Origin of the sequence: Parabacteroides vesiculifaciens (assembly GCF_049860805.1) — a bacterium.
GTDB lineage: Bacteria > Bacteroidota > Bacteroidia > Bacteroidales > Tannerellaceae > Parabacteroides.
Map to the genome: position 1 here is coordinate 1,316,615 of NZ_CP187555.1, position 15,462 is coordinate 1,332,076.

At 48.4% G+C, this 15,462-nt stretch carries 15 protein-coding genes; 12 read left to right on the forward strand and 3 right to left on the reverse strand.

Going from position 1 to position 15,462, the window contains the following annotated elements; all coding sequences use genetic code 11:
• The first annotated feature begins 22 nt into the window (after positions 1–22).
• From cysD to dapA, 7 genes are all read left to right on the forward strand, one after another.
• Positions 23–934, forward strand: a complete 912-nt coding sequence (gene cysD / locus ACPYIV_RS05240) for a sulfate adenylyltransferase subunit CysD (RefSeq protein WP_293734658.1) — start codon at positions 23–25, stop codon at positions 932–934.
• A 1-nt stretch (position 935) separates the two neighbouring features.
• Entirely contained in the window at positions 936–2,399 is a 1,464-nt protein-coding gene (gene cysN, locus ACPYIV_RS05245) for a sulfate adenylyltransferase subunit CysN (RefSeq protein WP_293734651.1), read from the forward strand.
• A 3-nt stretch (positions 2,400–2,402) separates the two neighbouring features.
• Complete coding sequence (locus ACPYIV_RS05250) at positions 2,403–3,506, forward strand: sulfotransferase family protein (RefSeq protein WP_425885998.1); 1,104 nt, start codon at positions 2,403–2,405, stop codon at positions 3,504–3,506.
• A gap of 210 nt (positions 3,507–3,716) precedes the next feature.
• On the forward strand, positions 3,717–4,679 hold the full coding sequence (locus ACPYIV_RS05255; protein ID WP_425886000.1) for a PCMD domain-containing protein: 963 nt from the start codon (positions 3,717–3,719) through the stop codon (positions 4,677–4,679).
• A 77-nt stretch (positions 4,680–4,756) separates the two neighbouring features.
• On the forward strand, positions 4,757–6,757 hold the full coding sequence (gene ligA, locus ACPYIV_RS05260) for an NAD-dependent DNA ligase LigA (protein WP_425886002.1): 2,001 nt from the start codon (positions 4,757–4,759) through the stop codon (positions 6,755–6,757).
• Positions 6,754–7,275: a DUF6913 domain-containing protein gene (locus ACPYIV_RS05265; protein WP_301704854.1), complete on the forward strand. Its 522-nt coding sequence runs from the start codon at positions 6,754–6,756 to the stop codon at positions 7,273–7,275. Before ligA ends, ACPYIV_RS05265 begins: the two co-directional genes overlap by 4 nt.
• Positions 7,276–7,328: 53 nt before the next feature.
• Positions 7,329–8,222: a 4-hydroxy-tetrahydrodipicolinate synthase gene (gene dapA, locus ACPYIV_RS05270; RefSeq protein ID WP_293734656.1), complete on the forward strand. Its 894-nt coding sequence runs from the start codon at positions 7,329–7,331 to the stop codon at positions 8,220–8,222.
• A gap of 155 nt (positions 8,223–8,377) precedes the next feature.
• Here the strand turns inward: dapA and ACPYIV_RS05275 are convergent, their stop codons facing one another.
• Entirely contained in the window at positions 8,378–9,274 is an 897-nt protein-coding gene (locus tag ACPYIV_RS05275) for a helix-turn-helix domain-containing protein (RefSeq protein ID WP_293734657.1), read from the reverse strand.
• A gap of 153 nt (positions 9,275–9,427) precedes the next feature.
• On the opposite strand from ACPYIV_RS05275, the gene ACPYIV_RS05280 reads away from it, so the two are divergent.
• The 5 genes from ACPYIV_RS05280 to ACPYIV_RS05300 all read left to right on the forward strand — a co-directional run bounded on the left by ACPYIV_RS05280 (position 9,428) and on the right by ACPYIV_RS05300 (position 12,864).
• The gene (locus tag ACPYIV_RS05280) at positions 9,428–10,039 is read left to right on the forward strand and encodes a flavodoxin (protein ID WP_293734205.1); all 612 of its coding nucleotides are present in this window, start codon (positions 9,428–9,430) and stop codon (positions 10,037–10,039) included.
• 193 nt (positions 10,040–10,232) lie between these two features.
• Positions 10,233–10,409 carry a DUF4250 domain-containing protein gene (locus ACPYIV_RS05285; RefSeq protein ID WP_293734206.1) on the forward strand — a complete coding sequence of 59 codons (177 nt, stop codon included), beginning with the start codon at positions 10,233–10,235 and terminating at the stop codon, positions 10,407–10,409.
• Positions 10,410–10,515: 106 nt separating this feature from the next.
• The gene (locus tag ACPYIV_RS05290; RefSeq protein ID WP_425886006.1) at positions 10,516–11,619 is read left to right on the forward strand and encodes a cytochrome-c peroxidase; all 1,104 of its coding nucleotides are present in this window, start codon (positions 10,516–10,518) and stop codon (positions 11,617–11,619) included.
• A gap of 55 nt (positions 11,620–11,674) precedes the next feature.
• Entirely contained in the window at positions 11,675–12,025 is a 351-nt protein-coding gene (locus tag ACPYIV_RS05295) for a DUF6565 domain-containing protein (RefSeq protein ID WP_293734208.1), read from the forward strand.
• A gap of 20 nt (positions 12,026–12,045) precedes the next feature.
• Positions 12,046–12,864: an alpha/beta hydrolase gene (locus ACPYIV_RS05300; protein WP_293734209.1), complete on the forward strand. Its 819-nt coding sequence runs from the start codon at positions 12,046–12,048 to the stop codon at positions 12,862–12,864.
• A gap of 82 nt (positions 12,865–12,946) precedes the next feature.
• On the opposite strand, the gene ACPYIV_RS05305 is transcribed toward ACPYIV_RS05300, so the two are convergent.
• Both ACPYIV_RS05305 and ACPYIV_RS05310 read right to left on the reverse strand, forming a co-directional pair.
• A complete protein-coding gene (locus ACPYIV_RS05305) occupies positions 12,947–14,614 on the reverse strand; it encodes a formate--tetrahydrofolate ligase (RefSeq protein WP_293739128.1) in 1,668 nt (555 codons plus the stop codon).
• Between the two features lie 82 nt (positions 14,615–14,696).
• Entirely contained in the window at positions 14,697–15,395 is a 699-nt protein-coding gene (locus tag ACPYIV_RS05310) for a precorrin-2 C(20)-methyltransferase (RefSeq protein WP_293734211.1), read from the reverse strand.
• Positions 15,396–15,462: the final 67 nt, after the last annotated feature.

A 15,462-nucleotide genomic window follows, 5' to 3' on the forward strand; every position in this document is an offset into this window, starting at 1 on the left:
AATCAAATAATATAATCCTATAATTATGTCAGATTATAAATTAAGCCATTTACAGGAACTGGAAGCAGAGTCTATCCATATCATCCGGGAGGTCGCTGCCGAATTTGAAAATCCTGTAATGCTTTATTCTATCGGAAAAGACTCTTCTGTCATGGTTCGCCTGGCTGAAAAGGCTTTTGCTCCGGGAAAAGTTCCTTTTCCCTTGATGCACATCGATTCGAAGTGGAAGTTTAAGGAGATGATCCAGTTCCGCGACGACTATGCGAAGAAATTCGGATGGAACCTGATCGTGGAGTCCAACATGGAAGCATTTAATGCAGGCGTAGGACCTTTCACGCATGGCAGCAAGGTGCATACGGACCTGATGAAGACACAGGCGTTGTTGCGCGGTCTTGATAAATATAAGTTCGATGCCGCTTTTGGCGGTGCCCGTCGTGATGAGGAAAAGAGCCGTGCGAAAGAACGTATCTATTCGTTCCGCGACAAGTTCCACCAGTGGGACCCGAAAAACCAGCGTCCGGAGTTGTGGGATATCTACAATGCCCGTGTCCACAAAGGGGAGAGCATCCGTGTGTTCCCGTTGTCCAACTGGACGGAACTGGATATATGGCAGTATATCCGCTTAGAAAACATTCCGATCGTACCGTTGTATTTTGCCAAGGAACGCCCGTGTGTCGAGATCGACGGGAACCTGATCATGGCTGACGACGACCGTTTGCCGGATCAGTACCGCGACCAGATCAAGATGCGTATGGTTCGTTTCCGTACGTTAGGTTGTTGGCCGCTGACAGGGGCCGTCGAAAGCAATGCCGACACGATTGAAAAGATCGTCGAAGAGATGATGACGACAACCAAGAGCGAACGTACGACCCGTGTGATCGACTTCGACCAGGATGCAAGTATGGAACAGAAAAAAAGAGAAGGATATTTTTGATATGGCAACATTAAATATAAAAGAATACCTCGACAGAGATGAGCAAAAAGATTTGCTTCGCTTTCTGACCGCAGGTTCGGTAGATGATGGCAAATCGACATTGATCGGGCGTTTGTTGTTTGATAGTAAAAAACTGTACGAAGACCAGTTGGACGCCCTCGAACGCGACAGCAAGCGTATGGGGAACGCCGGTGACCATATCGACTACGCCTTGTTGCTGGACGGCCTGAAAGCCGAACGCGAACAGGGGATCACCATCGATGTGGCCTATCGTTATTTCAGTACGAATAACCGTAAGTTCATCATAGCCGACACTCCGGGGCACGAACAGTACACCCGTAATATGATCACCGGCGGTTCGACTGCCAATCTCGCTATCATCTTAGTGGATGCCCGTACGGGTGTGATTACGCAGACGCGCCGCCATACCTATCTGGTTTCGCTTTTAGGTATCAAGCATGTGGTGCTGGCGGTCAACAAGATGGACTTAGTTGATTTCGACAAGAATATTTTCGACAAGATCGTTTCCGATTATAAGGAGTTTGTCGCTCCGTTGAATATTCCGGATATCACCTGCATTCCGCTGTCTGCTTTAGATGGCGACAATGTGGTGGAAAAGAGCGACCGTACGCCTTGGTACGAGGGACCGTCGTTGTTGGACTTTCTCGAAACCGTGCCTATCGACCAGGACCGTAATTTTGAGGATTTCCGCTATCCGGTACAGTACGTGTTACGCCCGAACTTAGACTTCCGCGGCTTCTGCGGAAAAGTGGCCAGCGGCATCGTTCGCAAAGGCGATACGCTAATGGCTTTGCCTTCCGGGAAAACATCCAAGGTGAAGAGCATCGTGACGTACGACGGAGAGCTGGATTACGCATTCCCTCCCCAGTGCATCACCATCACGCTGGAAGACGAGATCGACGTTTCGCGTGGTGAAATGCTCGTCCATCCGGATAACCTGCCCGTAGCCGACCGTAACTTCGAAGCCATGCTGGTATGGATGGACGAAGAACCGATGGATGCAGGTAAGCAGTTCTATATTAAACATACGACCAACCTGACGCGTGCCCGTGTGGATAGCATCCGCTATAAAGTGAATGTCAATACGATGGAACAGTTGTCAGTTGAAAACGGCAAGTTGACAGCCGAAAATCTGCCGATGAAGCTGAACGAGATCGCCCGTGTCGTCTTCACGACCGGAAAGGAACTGTTCTTCGATCCGTATCGGAAAAACAAACAGACCGGAGCCTTTATCCTGATCGACCCGATCACGAATAATACATCGGCTGTCGGTATGATTATCGACCGGGTGGATGCCCGCGACATGGTGACAGAAGATGCTTTGGCTGTTTTGAACCTGCCGGAATTAGGTATCGGTGCCGAGCACTACGAAGCGATCCGTACAGTTTGTAAGGAGCTCGAACGGCAAGGCGTTCCCGTGAAGTGTATAACAGAAAATAAATAAGGTATGGGATTACTGGAATTTGACAAGCTACCGATCAATACGTTAGTAGGAGCTGACTGGAAAACATTCAAGGCTGTGACAGCCAATAAAACCATCGACAAGGGATTTCGTAATAAATATTACCTGACCCAATCTGTTTGCCGCCTGCTCAGCCTGTTGCAACCGTTCGAAGACGCCCGTTACCGCAAGATAGCGGACAAGCCGTTGGAGATGGACCCTGTTTTTATTCTCGGACACTGGCGTAGCGGGACGACCTTCATGCACAATGTCTTTTCGTGCGACAAACATTTCGGCTATAATACGACCTATCAGACCGTATTCCCGAACCTGATGCTCTGGGGGCAGCCTTTCTTTAAGAAGAACATGGCGTTTCTGATGCCCGATAAGCGTCCGACCGACAACATGGAGTTGAAGGTCGACCTTCCCCAGGAAGAGGAATTTGCCTTGGCAAATATGATGCCTTATACGTATTATAATTTCTGGTTCTTCCCGAAGCACATGCTCGAATATTGCGATCGCTATCTGCTTTTCGACAACATCAGCGAGCACGAACGGGAAGTGTTTAAGGAAACATTCCTCAAACTGATCAAGATCTCCCTTTGGAATACGAAAGGGACCCAGTTCCTGAGTAAGAACCCGCCTCATACAGGACGTGTGAAGACATTGGTGGAAATGTTTCCGAATGCTAAATTTATCTATCTGAAACGGAACCCGTACACGGTGTTCGAGAGCACACGCAGCTTCTTCACCAATACGATTCAACCGCTCCGCTTGCAGGACATCTCCAACGAGCAGATCGAAAGCAACTTCATCGAAGTGTATCGACGTTTGTTCTATAAATATGAAGAGCAAAAGCACCTGATACCCGAAGGCAACCTGGTAGAGGTGAAGTTTGAGGATTTCGAGCAGGATGCTTTTGCCATGACAGAGGACATATACAAGAAATTAAACCTCCCCGGCTTTGAAGCGTCTAAGCCAGAAATCGAGAAATATCTCGGGAAAAAGAAGGGCTATAAGAAGAACCAATACAAGTATGACGACCGTACGGTGCAGCTTGTGGAAGAAAATTGGGGAATGGCGCTCAAGGAATGGGGATATTCCTTATAGGCCGGTAGCCTCGAAGCCGTTGCAGCTGGAGCTGCTGAGCGCCAGCTGCCCGAGATTCACGTGAATCTGCCTTCGCTGGGAGCCAGCGGCCCCGGATGCACATGAATCTGCCTTCGCTGAGCGCCAGCAGACCGAGATTCACATGAATCTGTTTCCGCTGGCGCCCGGCAGAGGTAGAAACAGTAGATAGTAAGAAAAACAGGACTAAGAATGAAAATAAAAACAAGAATACTCCTACTTCTCGGAATTTTCAATTGTCAATTGTCAATTGTCAATTCCCAAGAGCACGTTGTTCCATTCAGCTATGGCGACATGGACCGGTGGGTCGTCCGCGAGATACATGAATCCGGCATCATCGGAGGAAATACGAAACATCTTTATGAACTGGGCCCGACAGATACGATTATCGGCAACACAGCCTATAAAAACCGGGGCGGTTCGCCGTGGGCGAACTCCAACGTGATGGCAAAGGTGGCAGGCGTGGTGAAGACCAATACCTCTGTCTTCCCGGAGAGGCGGGACGGCGGTTGGTGCGCACGTCTGGAGACACGGATGGAGAGCGTGAAGGTTTTCGGCCTGGTCGATATCGAAGTGGTAGCCGCCGGTTCCGTTTTTCTCGGAACGGTGTACGAACCGATCAAGGGAACCAAGAACCCGCAGGCCATGTTGAACAGCGGAGTGGCGTTTACCAAGAAGCCAAAGGCGTTGCGCTTTGACTATAAGGTGAAGTTGTCACCGGAAAAGAACCGCATCCGCAGTACCGGTTTCAGCCGTAAGTCGACGGTCGCCGGACAGGATTCGATCGCCGCCATCCTTTTTCTCCAGAAACGTTGGGAAGATAAAGATGGAAACATATACGCCAAACGTGTTGGGACGATGGTACAGCGTTATACGGAATCCAGTAATAGCTGGGTGAACGATGCGACCTACCCGATCCTGTACGGCGATATTACGAAGCATCCGGAGTATAAACCTTATATGCGGATTCAGGTAGAAGAACGCTATGCCTTGAACAGCCAAGGGAAAAGCGTCCCTATCCAGGAAGTAGGCTGGGCGGCGGAAGGCGAATTGCCGACTCATCTCGTCCTGCAATTTACTTCCAGCCACGGCGGCGCCTATATCGGCTCGCCGGGCAATACGATGTGGATCGATAATGTAAAACTTATATATTAGGTGAAAGTTGAAAGGTGAAAGTGATGAATTTTTCTTTTCAACTTTCACCTTTCAACTTTCACCTTTCAACTGAAAAAATGGTGGCAAAAGATAAAATAAAAGCACTTCGCGAAGCGCTGGAACAACATAATTACAACTATTATGTGCTTTCGGCACCCACGATATCGGACCGTGAGTTCGATGAGATGATGAAGGAGTTGCAAACCCTTGAAGAGGCGCATCCCGAATATGCCGACCCTCATTCGCCGACACAGCGGGTGGGGAGTGACCTCTCCAAAGAGTTTGAGCAGGTGGCGCATAAATATCCGATGCTTTCGCTGGGCAATACCTATTCGGAAGAGGATGTGAAGGATTTCTACGAGCGCATCGCCCGTGACCTGAACGAGCCTTTCGAGATTGTCGCCGAGTTGAAATACGACGGGACGTCTATCTCCCTGACATACGAGAACGGTCGCCTGGTTCGTGCCGTGACGCGTGGCGACGGGACACGAGGTGACGATGTGACGGCCAATGTGAAGACCATCCGTTCCGTTCCGCTGAAACTGATGGGCGACGGATATCCGGTGGAGTTCGAAATACGCGGGGAGATCTTGCTTCCCTGGGCCGAGTTCGACCGTTTGAACAAAGAACGCGAAGAACAGGAGGAACCTCTTTTCGCCAATCCGCGCAATGCTGCTTCCGGCACGTTGAAGCAACTGAATCCGGCTGTTGTGGCAGCCCGCAAGCTGGATGCCTATTTTTATTACTTGTTGGGGGCGAAACTACCGGCGGAAACGCATTTCGATAATCTGGAGGCGGCCCGTTCATGGGGCTTCAAGATACCGGATGTAATCCGTGTGTGCAACAGCTTGCAGGATATATACGACTATATCGCTTATTGGGATGCCGAACGCAAGAACCTGCCGGTTGCAACTGACGGGATTGTTTTGAAAGTGAATTCTTTACGCCAACAACTCAATTTAGGGTTTACAGCCAAGAGTCCGCGTTGGGCGATTGCCTATAAGTTTCAGGCCGAACGCGCCGTGACACGCCTTAACTCTGTGTCTTTTCAGGTCGGGCGGACAGGTACCGTTACTCCGGTTGCCAATCTCGAACCGGTTTTGTTGGCCGGGACGACTGTAAAGCGTGCCTCACTCCACAATGCGGATATCATCGAAGGCCTCGACCTTCACTTGGGAGACAGCGTCTATGTGGAGAAAGGCGGCGAGATCATCCCGAAGATTGTCGGTGTCGATGTCGAAGCCCGTGGCTTCCTGACTGGTGATAAGGTCCGTTTTATCCGTTCCTGTCCTGAATGCGGTACACCGTTGGTACGTCCCGAAGGGGAAGCGGCCCATTACTGTCCGAACGAAGCCGGCTGTCCTCCCCAGATCAAAGGGAAGATCGAGCATTTCGTCACCCGCAGAGCCATGAACATCAATATGGGACCGGAGACTGTCGAAGATCTCTATGAAGCCGGCTATGTCAAGAATACGGCAGATATCTATACACTCGAAATATCCGATTTGCTACGCTTGGAACGCTGGGCGGAGAAGAGCGCCCGTAACCTGATGACAAGCCTCGAAGAGTCCAAACAGGTTCCCTTTGAGCGGGTTCTTTACGGGTTGGGTATCCGCTTTGTGGGTGAGGCGGTGGCAAAACGTTTGGTCTCCGTTTTCCACTCCATGGAGCAATTGGAACAGGCCTCTTTTGAAGATCTGATAGCCGTGGATGAAATCGGGGAGCGCATAGCCCAGAGCATCATCGCTTACTTTGCCGACGATCGTAACCGGACGTTAGTGAACCGTTTGAAAGAGTACGGCTTGCAGATGTCAGTGTCCGAAAAGGTTCTGGCAAACCGTTCCGAGAAACTGAAAGGCCTGAGCATCGTAATCAGCGGGACGTTCGCTAAACATTCGCGTGACGAATACAAAGCGATGATCGAGCAGCATGGCGGAAAGAACAGCGGCTCGGTGTCGGGTAAGACCGATTATATCCTGGCGGGGGAAAATATGGGACCGGCTAAACTCGAAAAGGCTGCCAAATTAGGAGTGAAAGTTATAGGCGAAGAGGAATTTTTAAATATGATAGCGGAATGAGACTGACGAATTATTTTATTAAAAAGAAAGTGCAGTCCTTGGCTTTCGGGGCTGCCAGTCGCAAGCATGGCTTTTGTTCGTTGGAAGATGCCGGCCATATCCTGGTACTTTATCAGGCGGACGACCACGAGCTTGTAGAGCCTTGTCTGGAGGTCCTGCGTAAGAAGAATAAGAAGGTGCAGACTTGTGTATATGTCTCCGGCGATCCGCTACCGGAAATGGTTGCCCCGTACACACCGGTCCACGCAACGAAGGATGTAAATACCTGGCAGGTCCCCACTGATGCCGTCCTGGAACAATTCAAGACGATCAAGGCGGATATCCTGATCGATCTAACGCGCCCCGACTGCTACCCGATGCAATACCTTATGTTGCAGCATCCTTGTGGATTCAAGGTAGGAGTGAAGAATGCCGGTATCGATTTGTATGATCTGTCCATATCAGTAACAGAGCGTGAAGATATCAAGCATTTGTTCGAACATATATTATTTTATTTACAGGCGATACGCTCAAAATGATATAAATTCCTTATTTTTGCAGTGCTAAATAACAAAAAAGGAATATTTTTCCCATGGCAGACATAAATTTAAAAGGAATGGGTGTGGCGTTGATCACTCCCTTTAAAGAAGATGAAAGTGTAGACTATGAGGCGTTGGCCCGTCTTGTAGACTATCAGTTGCAGAATGGAACCGATTATCTGGTTGTGTTAGGTACCACTGCTGAAACCCCTACACTCACGGAAGAAGAAAAGAAGAATATTATCGATTTGGTGGTAACGAAGGTAAACGGGCGCATTCCCATCGTGTTGGGAGTAGGCGGAAACTGTACGCGTTCGGTTGTCGAAAAGTTGAAAAACGACAACTTTGACGGTATAGATGCGATCTTGTCTGTCGTGCCTTATTATAATAAACCTTCTCAGGAAGGAATCTATCAGCATTATAAAGCAATTGCGGAGGCAACGACGTTGCCGATCGTTTTGTATAACGTGCCGGGACGTACCGGTGTGAATATGACAGCCGAGACCACGCTTCGTATTGCCCGTGAATTCAAGAACGTGATAGCAGTCAAGGAGGCTTCCGGCAATATCACCCAGATGGACGATATCATCAAGAACAAACCGGCGAGCTTCAGTGTGATTTCCGGTGACGACGGCATTACATTCCCGCTTATTACGTTGGGGGCTGTCGGGGTGATTTCTGTAATCGGCAATGCTTTCCCGCGTGAATTCAGCCGTATGGTGCGTCTGGCATTGGCCGGTGACTATGATAGTGCCCGCACGATCCACCATAGTTTTACGGAACTGTTCAGTTTGCTGTTCGTCGACGGTAATCCGGCAGGAGCAAAGAGTATGCTGAACGCGATGGGCTTTATCGAAAATAAATTACGCTTGCCTCTTGTCCCGACCCGCATCACCACATTCGAAAAGATCCGGGACGTATTACGTCAGTTAAGCATTAAGTGCTAATATAAAATCCGTACTTGGAGGGGTCAAAATACCTTCATCATGATTTTTCAGGCACGGAATTACAGGAATTTATATGGATAAATTTATTTTCTTTTCGTGTAAATCCGTGTAACCCGTGCCTAAATTATGTCAATTATTTAGACATACTTCCTTTATTAATTTGTGCCCCTGTACTCGTTGGGCGTATATCCCACATTTTTCTTAAATACGCGGGTGAAGTGCTGGGGGTATTTGAATCCCAGTTCGTAAGCGATTTCGCTGACGGTCTTGCTTGTGTCCAGTATCTTTTCTTTGGCGATATCGATCAGCCGGAGTTGGATATGTTCCTGTGCGGACTTACCCGTTTCCTTTTTTATCAGATCTCCTAAATAGTTGGCGGAAAGATGTAGCTGGTCGGCACAGTAGCGTACGGATGGCAGGCCGATCGTTTGTGGTTTGTCGGTTTGGAAGTAACCGTTCACGACATTCTCGAACTTGGAAAGGATGTCTTTGTTTACATTTTCCCGTGTGATGAACTGGCGGTCGTAGAAACGGATGCTGTAGTTGAGTAGAAGTTCGATGTTGGAGACAATCAGCATTTTGCTATGCTTGTCAATTCCCCGGTTGAGCTCTTCACTTATATTATTTAAGCAATCGATAATGACACCGCGTTCCTGTTCGGAGAGATGAAGCGCCTCGTTCACCTCGTACGAAAAGAAAGAATAGTCTTTCATATTACGTCCGAGCGATGTTCCGCGAATCAGGTCCGGATGGAACATCAAGGCACGGCCTTTCGGTTGGAAATATTCACCGTTGTCATCGATACCGATCACCTGTCCGGGAGCCAAAAAGACCAGTGTTCCTTCTTGATAGTCATAGTAACTGCGTCCGTACCGCAAGTCTCCACATTTGACTTCTTTGAGGAAGACGGCATAGAAGCCGTAACTCATTCGTACATGTTTGATCCGGGAAGATTTCGACAGATCGATAACACTAATCAACGGATGCAGTGTCTCCTGGCCAACCATTTCATTGTACTGGCAAATATTATCCAGTTTAATAATTTCTCCCATAACCCTTTTTATTTGTTTCTCTACAAAAATAGTATATTTTTCCCTTCTTATCCTATATGTTTCAGTACTTCGGTAATAATGGTAGGCATAACCGTAATTTGTATACAGTCCGAACCGCAGTTCTGGAATACTTTTGCAATAAAAAATAAGAAGATGAAGAAAAGAACATTTTTATTAGCAATGGCGGGTATGTTAGTCACTGGCCCGGAAATATTGAAGGCGCAGTCCTCGTCTGCAAAAAAGAAAAGCCTGGTGGCCTACTTTTCCCGCCGGGGTTATAATTACCTGGACGGCGAGGTCGTATTCCTGGAAGTCGGAAATACGGAAGTGGTCGCAAAGAAGATTCAGGAGTTGACGGGTAGCGATTTGTTTCAGATCGAGACGGTGAAGACATACCCGGCCGGCTATCACGAAACAACAGAAGTAGCCAAGAAGGAACAGAATGAAAACACCCGTCCGGAGCTAACCCGTACCGTCAACGGAATGGATGATTATGACACGATCTACCTCGGATATCCCAACTGGTGGGGGACAATGCCGATGGCCGTACATACGTTCCTCGAATCTTATGATTTTGCAGGGAAAACGATTATCCCCTTCTGCACTCACGAAGGTAGTGCAATGGGACGCAGCGAAGGAGATATAAAGAAGCTCTGCCCGGAAGCCAAAGTCCTGTCCGGCCTTGCCATCAAAGGCGGAAGTGTCAATAAATCGGACGAGAAGATCGCCGCATGGTGCAAGGTTTCCGGTAATAATGGTAGATAAACCGGTAATTTATGTATTAGCAGTCGGTATAATCAGGTATAACTTTGTATTTCACAGTGTGATGTAAGTACACAAGTATCGGTTCAACCTGTTGTGAAATAGGTTGATTCCGATGTATGTTTTTATGAATCGGAAAGGCGAGATAATGGAATAAGTCATTACCTTTGCAGCCGGTTTAGAAAAAAGATGAATTATGACACTACCGGAAGATCCGATGATGCTCTTTAGCGTTATCAATATGAAACTGCGTGATAATTATTCTTCTCTTGATGAATTGTGTGACGATATGCATATCAAGAAAGAAACACTCGTCCAGAAACTGAAGAACGTAGGATTCGAGTATAGCCAAGAGAATAATAAATTCTGGTGATTGCGGGAATGGGGCTGTCTCATTTTTTTATATTCCATACGGCAAGAATGATTTTGTGATTTGTAAGATTTATTTGTATATTGATCCCGCAAATTGCATTATGGTTATGAATAGTTGTAGGAATATAAAAGTAATAGTTGCCGGATTGGCGGGGACATTAGGATTGCTTTTCGCATGCGTACCAGGTTCCCGTCCGGAATTGAGCGATAAGGAGCTGGTAGGGAAACAGCTCTTTTTTGACGAATCGCTGTCGGAACCGGCTGGACAGTCATGCGGTACCTGCCATGAACCGACGAAGGGCTTTGCCGATAAATACGGACGGATCACTTCGGAAGGGGCCGTGAAAGGCTTGTTCAGCAACCGGAATTCCATGAGCTGTTCGTATGTGGCGTATGTCCCGGCCTTGTATTATGACGAGAAAGAAGAAACCTACGTAGGCGGCTTGTTCTGGGACGGCCGGGTGAACTCGTTGGAAGAACAGGCCGGACAACCCTTCATCAATCCGTTGGAAATGGGGAACAAGGACGGCCGGATGGTTACTGAGAAAGTCCGGCGTGCAACCTACTATCCCGATTTTGTGCGGGTATATGGAGAGATAACCTCCGATGATTCCCTATATGCCAAAATACTGGATGCGTTGGCGACTTATGAACGGTCTGCCGAGGTGAACCCGTTCACCTCCAAATACGATGCCTATCTGGAAGGAAAATGCCGGCTTAGCGAGCAAGAGATGGAAGGACTTGACTTGTTCAAGGAGAAAGGCCTTTGCGCCGAATGCCATATCCTGGAAAACGACGAGCGCGCCGGTCGTGTCCTGTTTACCGACCATACATACGATAACCTCGGAATCCCCTCCAACCCTGACAATCCGTTCTTCAGGGTTCCCGCTCCCTACAACACGGCCGGACGGGACACGATGGACCTGGGGTTAGGGGCTTTCCTGCATGACAGCACCGAGTTCGGCAAGTTCCGTGTACCCACATTACGCAATATAACCCTGACGGCCCCTTACGGGCATAACGGCTATTTCAAGACACTTGAAGAGATAGTCCATTTCTATAATGTGCGTGACGTGGAAGAATACCCGGCCCCTGAATATGCAGAGACTGTCAACCGCGACGAATTGGGGAACCTCGGACTCACACCGGAGGAGGAAGCGGCCATTGTCCTCTTTATGCATACCCTGACCGACGGATATCAAATAGATTGATCCATATTGTTTTTTTGTATACATTTGCTGTCATTTAATAAAAAGTGAAAGAGATATGAAAACAAGATTGATGATGTTCATGGCGGTTGTCGCTTTGTTCGTTTTAAGTGGTTGTAGCGATTCCAAAGAGTCGTATATGAAAGATTTCAAGAAGTTTATCGAGAAGGTGGAAGCTGCCGGGAGCGATTACACGGAAGAAGACTGGAAGAAAGCCGATGAAAAGTATGAAGCCTTTACCGGTGACCGCTATGAGAAGTTCAGTTCCGAACTGACGATAGACGAGCAGGTGGAGATCACGAAACTGAAAGCGACCTATGCAACCCGGAGAGGACTTTCGACCTTAAAGAACGGAGTTGACAAACTTCTGGATAGCGATATCCTCAAAAAGGAAAAGAACAAAAAATAACGTTTGAAGAGTCTGATACCATGAAGCTTAAATTATCCTTTTTGGCCCTTTTTACCCTGTTAGCCATTTCGGCAAAAGGGGCGGTTGTCGATACGTTGGCTGTTTATAGCGAGGCAATGAAGAAAAATGTCCAGGTCGTTGTCGTTTCTCCGGAGAATAATCGTGTGCCCAAACCGGTTATCTACCTGTTGCACGGATATGGCGGGAATGCGAAAACCTGGATTTCTATGAAGCCGGAGTTGAAAGATTTTGCAGACCGCGACGGCCTGATCTTTGTCTGTCCCGACGGCAAGAACAGTTGGTATTGGGACAGCCCGAAAGATCCGTCCTACCGTTATGAGACATTCGTCACTTCTGAATTAGTCAAGTATATCGATTCCAAATATCCGACAGTGAAAGATCGCTCCGGCCGTGCTATTACAGGGTTGAGCATGGGTGGACACGGAGCTATGTGGCTATCTTTCCGTCATAAGGATGTGTTTGGCGCCGCCGGAAGCACGAGTGGCGGAGTCGATATCCGTCCGTTCCCCAACAACTGGGAAATGAGCAAGCAGCTCGGAAACGAGAGCGACAATCAGGAGGTCTGGAACCGTCACACGGCAATCATGCAGATCGACCGTATCAAAAACGGCGAGCTGGCTATTATCTTCGATTGCGGTTACAGCGATTTCTTTTTCGAAGTGAATAACGACTTCCACCAAAAACTGTTGAAATATAAGATCGACCATGATTTCCTGGTCCGTCCCGGATCGCATAACGGGGAGTATTGGAAGAACTCGATGGATTATCAGATCATCTTCTTCAAGAAGTTCTTCGATAAAAACAAAGGAAAGAATTAGCCAGGTATGGTCTGATTGCAAAACACCTATGTTTTTCCGCGAAACATAGGTGTTTTGCATATAAGGATATGGAGGCTCTTTTTTAGCTCAACCCTTCTATCACGCCGTTCACGATGTCGATACGTTTTGCCTGCGGGTCTTTCGGCAATCCCGGCATACGCATGATCTCGCCCATGACAACGACGATCATCTCCGCACCGTTGTTGATGATGATGTCACGCACTTTCAACTCGAAATTCTTGGCTACCCCGTATGCTTTCGGGTCGGAAGAGAACGAATACTGCGTCTTGGCTATACAGATCGGGTAGTGGGAGATGCCGAGGCTTTCGATCTGTTTGATTTTCTTGTCCGCCAATGTCGTGTAGACAACGGAGGCCGCCCCGTAGATCTGTTCGGATACCTTTTTGATTTTCTCGCGGATCGGTTCGCTGTCTTCGTATATATATTTAAGCGGGGCGGAAGGTTTCTTCTCGATCGTGTCGACCACCAGTTTCGCCAGCTCTGCGCCCCCGTCGCCTCCGTCGGCAAATACGTTATTCATGCAGAAGCCTACGCCTATCTCGCGGCAATGTTCTGCCACCAGAGCGATTTCTTCGTCCGTATCGGATGCATACCTATTGAAAGTGACGATCACTTCCTGACCGAAACGTTTCATATTTTCAACATGCTTGTCCAGGTTAGCAAAGCCGTTTTTAAGACCTTCGATATTCTGTTCCTTGATCTTGTCTTCCGGTACTCCTCCATGTAGCTTCAAACTCTGGGCCGTTGCCACGATAACCGTCAGCTTCGGCGTCAATCCGGCTTTCCGGCATTTGATGTCGAAAAACTTTTCGGCTCCCAGATCTGCACCGAAACCGGCTTCCGTAATGACATAATCGCCATACGTCAGCGCCATCTTGGTAGCCAGGACGGAGTTGCAACCGTGTGCGATGTTGGCGAATGGGCCTCCGTGTACGAATGCAGCCGTGTTCTCGGTTGTCTGCACTAAGTTGGGCAAGAGGGCGTCTTTCAGCAATACCGTAATCGCTCCGGCTACGCCCAGATCGTTAACGGTGAAGGGCTTGTCGTCGTTCGTATACCCCAGCAGAATATTGCCGACACGGCGTTTCAGGTCCTCGATGTCCGTTGCCAGGCAAAGGATCGCCATGATTTCCGAAGCGGGCGTGATGTCGAAGCCCGTCTCCGTCGGTACGCCGTTGGCCGATCCGCCCAGGCCGGAAACGATGTTGCGCAGGCTGCGGTCGTTTACGTCCAGGACGCGTTTCCATTTAATCTCTTTCAGACCTTCACAGGTGTTACGTGTCTGGTAGATGTAGTTATCCAGCAGCGCCGTGATCATATTGTGGGCGGAAGTAACAGCATGGAAGTCTCCCGTAAAATGCAGGTTGATGTTTTCCATCGGCAACACTTGCGAGTAGCCCCCTCCGGCAGCTCCGCCCTTCATACCGAAGCACGGGCCTAATGAGGGTTCGCGCAAGGCGACGATCGCCTTTTTACCGATCTTGTTCAGTCCCAATGCCAGCCCGATCGAAACGGTCGTCTTGCCGATACCGGCTTTCGTAGGGGTGATGGCTGTGACCAGGATAAGATTGTGTTGTTTGATTTTCTCTTCGTCAATCAGATGGAGAGGTATTTTGGCGATGTATCTGCCGTAATTCTGAACTTCTTCGCGCGGGATGCCTAATCCGGTTGCGATTTCTTTTATCTTGCGCAGAGAAATCTCTCTTGCAATTTCTATGTCCGATTTCATGTCTTATGTAAGTTTAAGTGGAAAACAAAAGTAAATATATTTTTATATAATAACAAAATGAAAGGTCAAGTAGTTTTAGATATTATTGAATGATCATCAGGGAAAAGTATGGGAATATTTTTTCCTGAATTTGTTTACGGTCGGAGGTATAAAACTCTTTTCCGGTCCCCACATTTTCGAAATAGTGGAAGTTCACCTGCGGATGTAACCGGATGCAGGTATGGACGGCCTCCACGCATTGGGACAGCTTCATGATGACGACCACATAACCGGCCTCGATCTTTTCCGACAATTCTTCCGCCGTCAGCATTCCGGGTATGACGATGATCTGTTCTTCCTGTTTGACGATATGCAAGCCGGCCAAAGCACCTGCCGCAATGAAGGCGGGGATTCCGGCGGTTCGTTCCACTTCGATCCGGTTCTCCCTGAATTTGTCATATATATATTGTATGGATGAATAGAACCCGGCATCGCCTTCCGCCACAATGACCACCTTTTTCCCTTCATGCCAGGCGGAAACAGCCTTTTCATACAAGGCGTCGTAGGCTTTCCTGGCTTCGGTGCGGTCTTTGCTCATCGGGAGCGTGAAGAGCCGGATTGCGGATTCACCGATTTCCAGTTCCTCGATAATATGGGCTGCGCGGGAGAGGGGTTGCCCGCTTTTGTTCATGGTGGCAGGGCAATAGATGATATCGGCCTGTTGTAGCTTTTTCAAGCCTTTCAGGGTGATCAGTTCCGGTTCTCCCGGGCCGAGCGATACGAAGCAGATGGGGTACGACATTATGCGTTTTATTTATTTGGTGCGCAAAAGTGAGGAAAATCGCGGAACTTTCCAAATCCGCATTCCA

Coding starts and splice junctions, on each gene's coding strand:
- ACPYIV_RS05295 (WP_293734208.1), top strand. CDS start 11,675: ATGAAAACAAGATTGATGATGTTCATGGCGGTTGTCGCTTTGTTCGTT.
- ACPYIV_RS05250 (WP_425885998.1), top strand. CDS start 2,403: ATGGGATTACTGGAATTTGACAAGCTACCGATCAATACGTTAGTAGGA.
- ACPYIV_RS05285 (WP_293734206.1), top strand. CDS start 10,233: ATGACACTACCGGAAGATCCGATGATGCTCTTTAGCGTTATCAATATG.
- ACPYIV_RS05310 (WP_293734211.1), bottom strand. CDS start 15,395: ATGTCGTACCCCATCTGCTTCGTATCGCTCGGCCCGGGAGAACCGGAA.
- ligA (WP_425886002.1), top strand. CDS start 4,757: ATGGTGGCAAAAGATAAAATAAAAGCACTTCGCGAAGCGCTGGAACAA.
- ACPYIV_RS05265 (WP_301704854.1), top strand. CDS start 6,754: ATGAGACTGACGAATTATTTTATTAAAAAGAAAGTGCAGTCCTTGGCT.
- ACPYIV_RS05300 (WP_293734209.1), top strand. CDS start 12,046: ATGAAGCTTAAATTATCCTTTTTGGCCCTTTTTACCCTGTTAGCCATT.
- ACPYIV_RS05280 (WP_293734205.1), top strand. CDS start 9,428: ATGAAGAAAAGAACATTTTTATTAGCAATGGCGGGTATGTTAGTCACT.
- dapA (WP_293734656.1), top strand. CDS start 7,329: ATGGCAGACATAAATTTAAAAGGAATGGGTGTGGCGTTGATCACTCCC.
- ACPYIV_RS05255 (WP_425886000.1), top strand. CDS start 3,717: ATGAAAATAAAAACAAGAATACTCCTACTTCTCGGAATTTTCAATTGT.
- cysN (WP_293734651.1), top strand. CDS start 936: ATGGCAACATTAAATATAAAAGAATACCTCGACAGAGATGAGCAAAAA.
- ACPYIV_RS05275 (WP_293734657.1), bottom strand. CDS start 9,274: ATGGGAGAAATTATTAAACTGGATAATATTTGCCAGTACAATGAAATG.
- ACPYIV_RS05305 (WP_293739128.1), bottom strand. CDS start 14,614: ATGAAATCGGACATAGAAATTGCAAGAGAGATTTCTCTGCGCAAGATA.
- ACPYIV_RS05290 (WP_425886006.1), top strand. CDS start 10,516: ATGAATAGTTGTAGGAATATAAAAGTAATAGTTGCCGGATTGGCGGGG.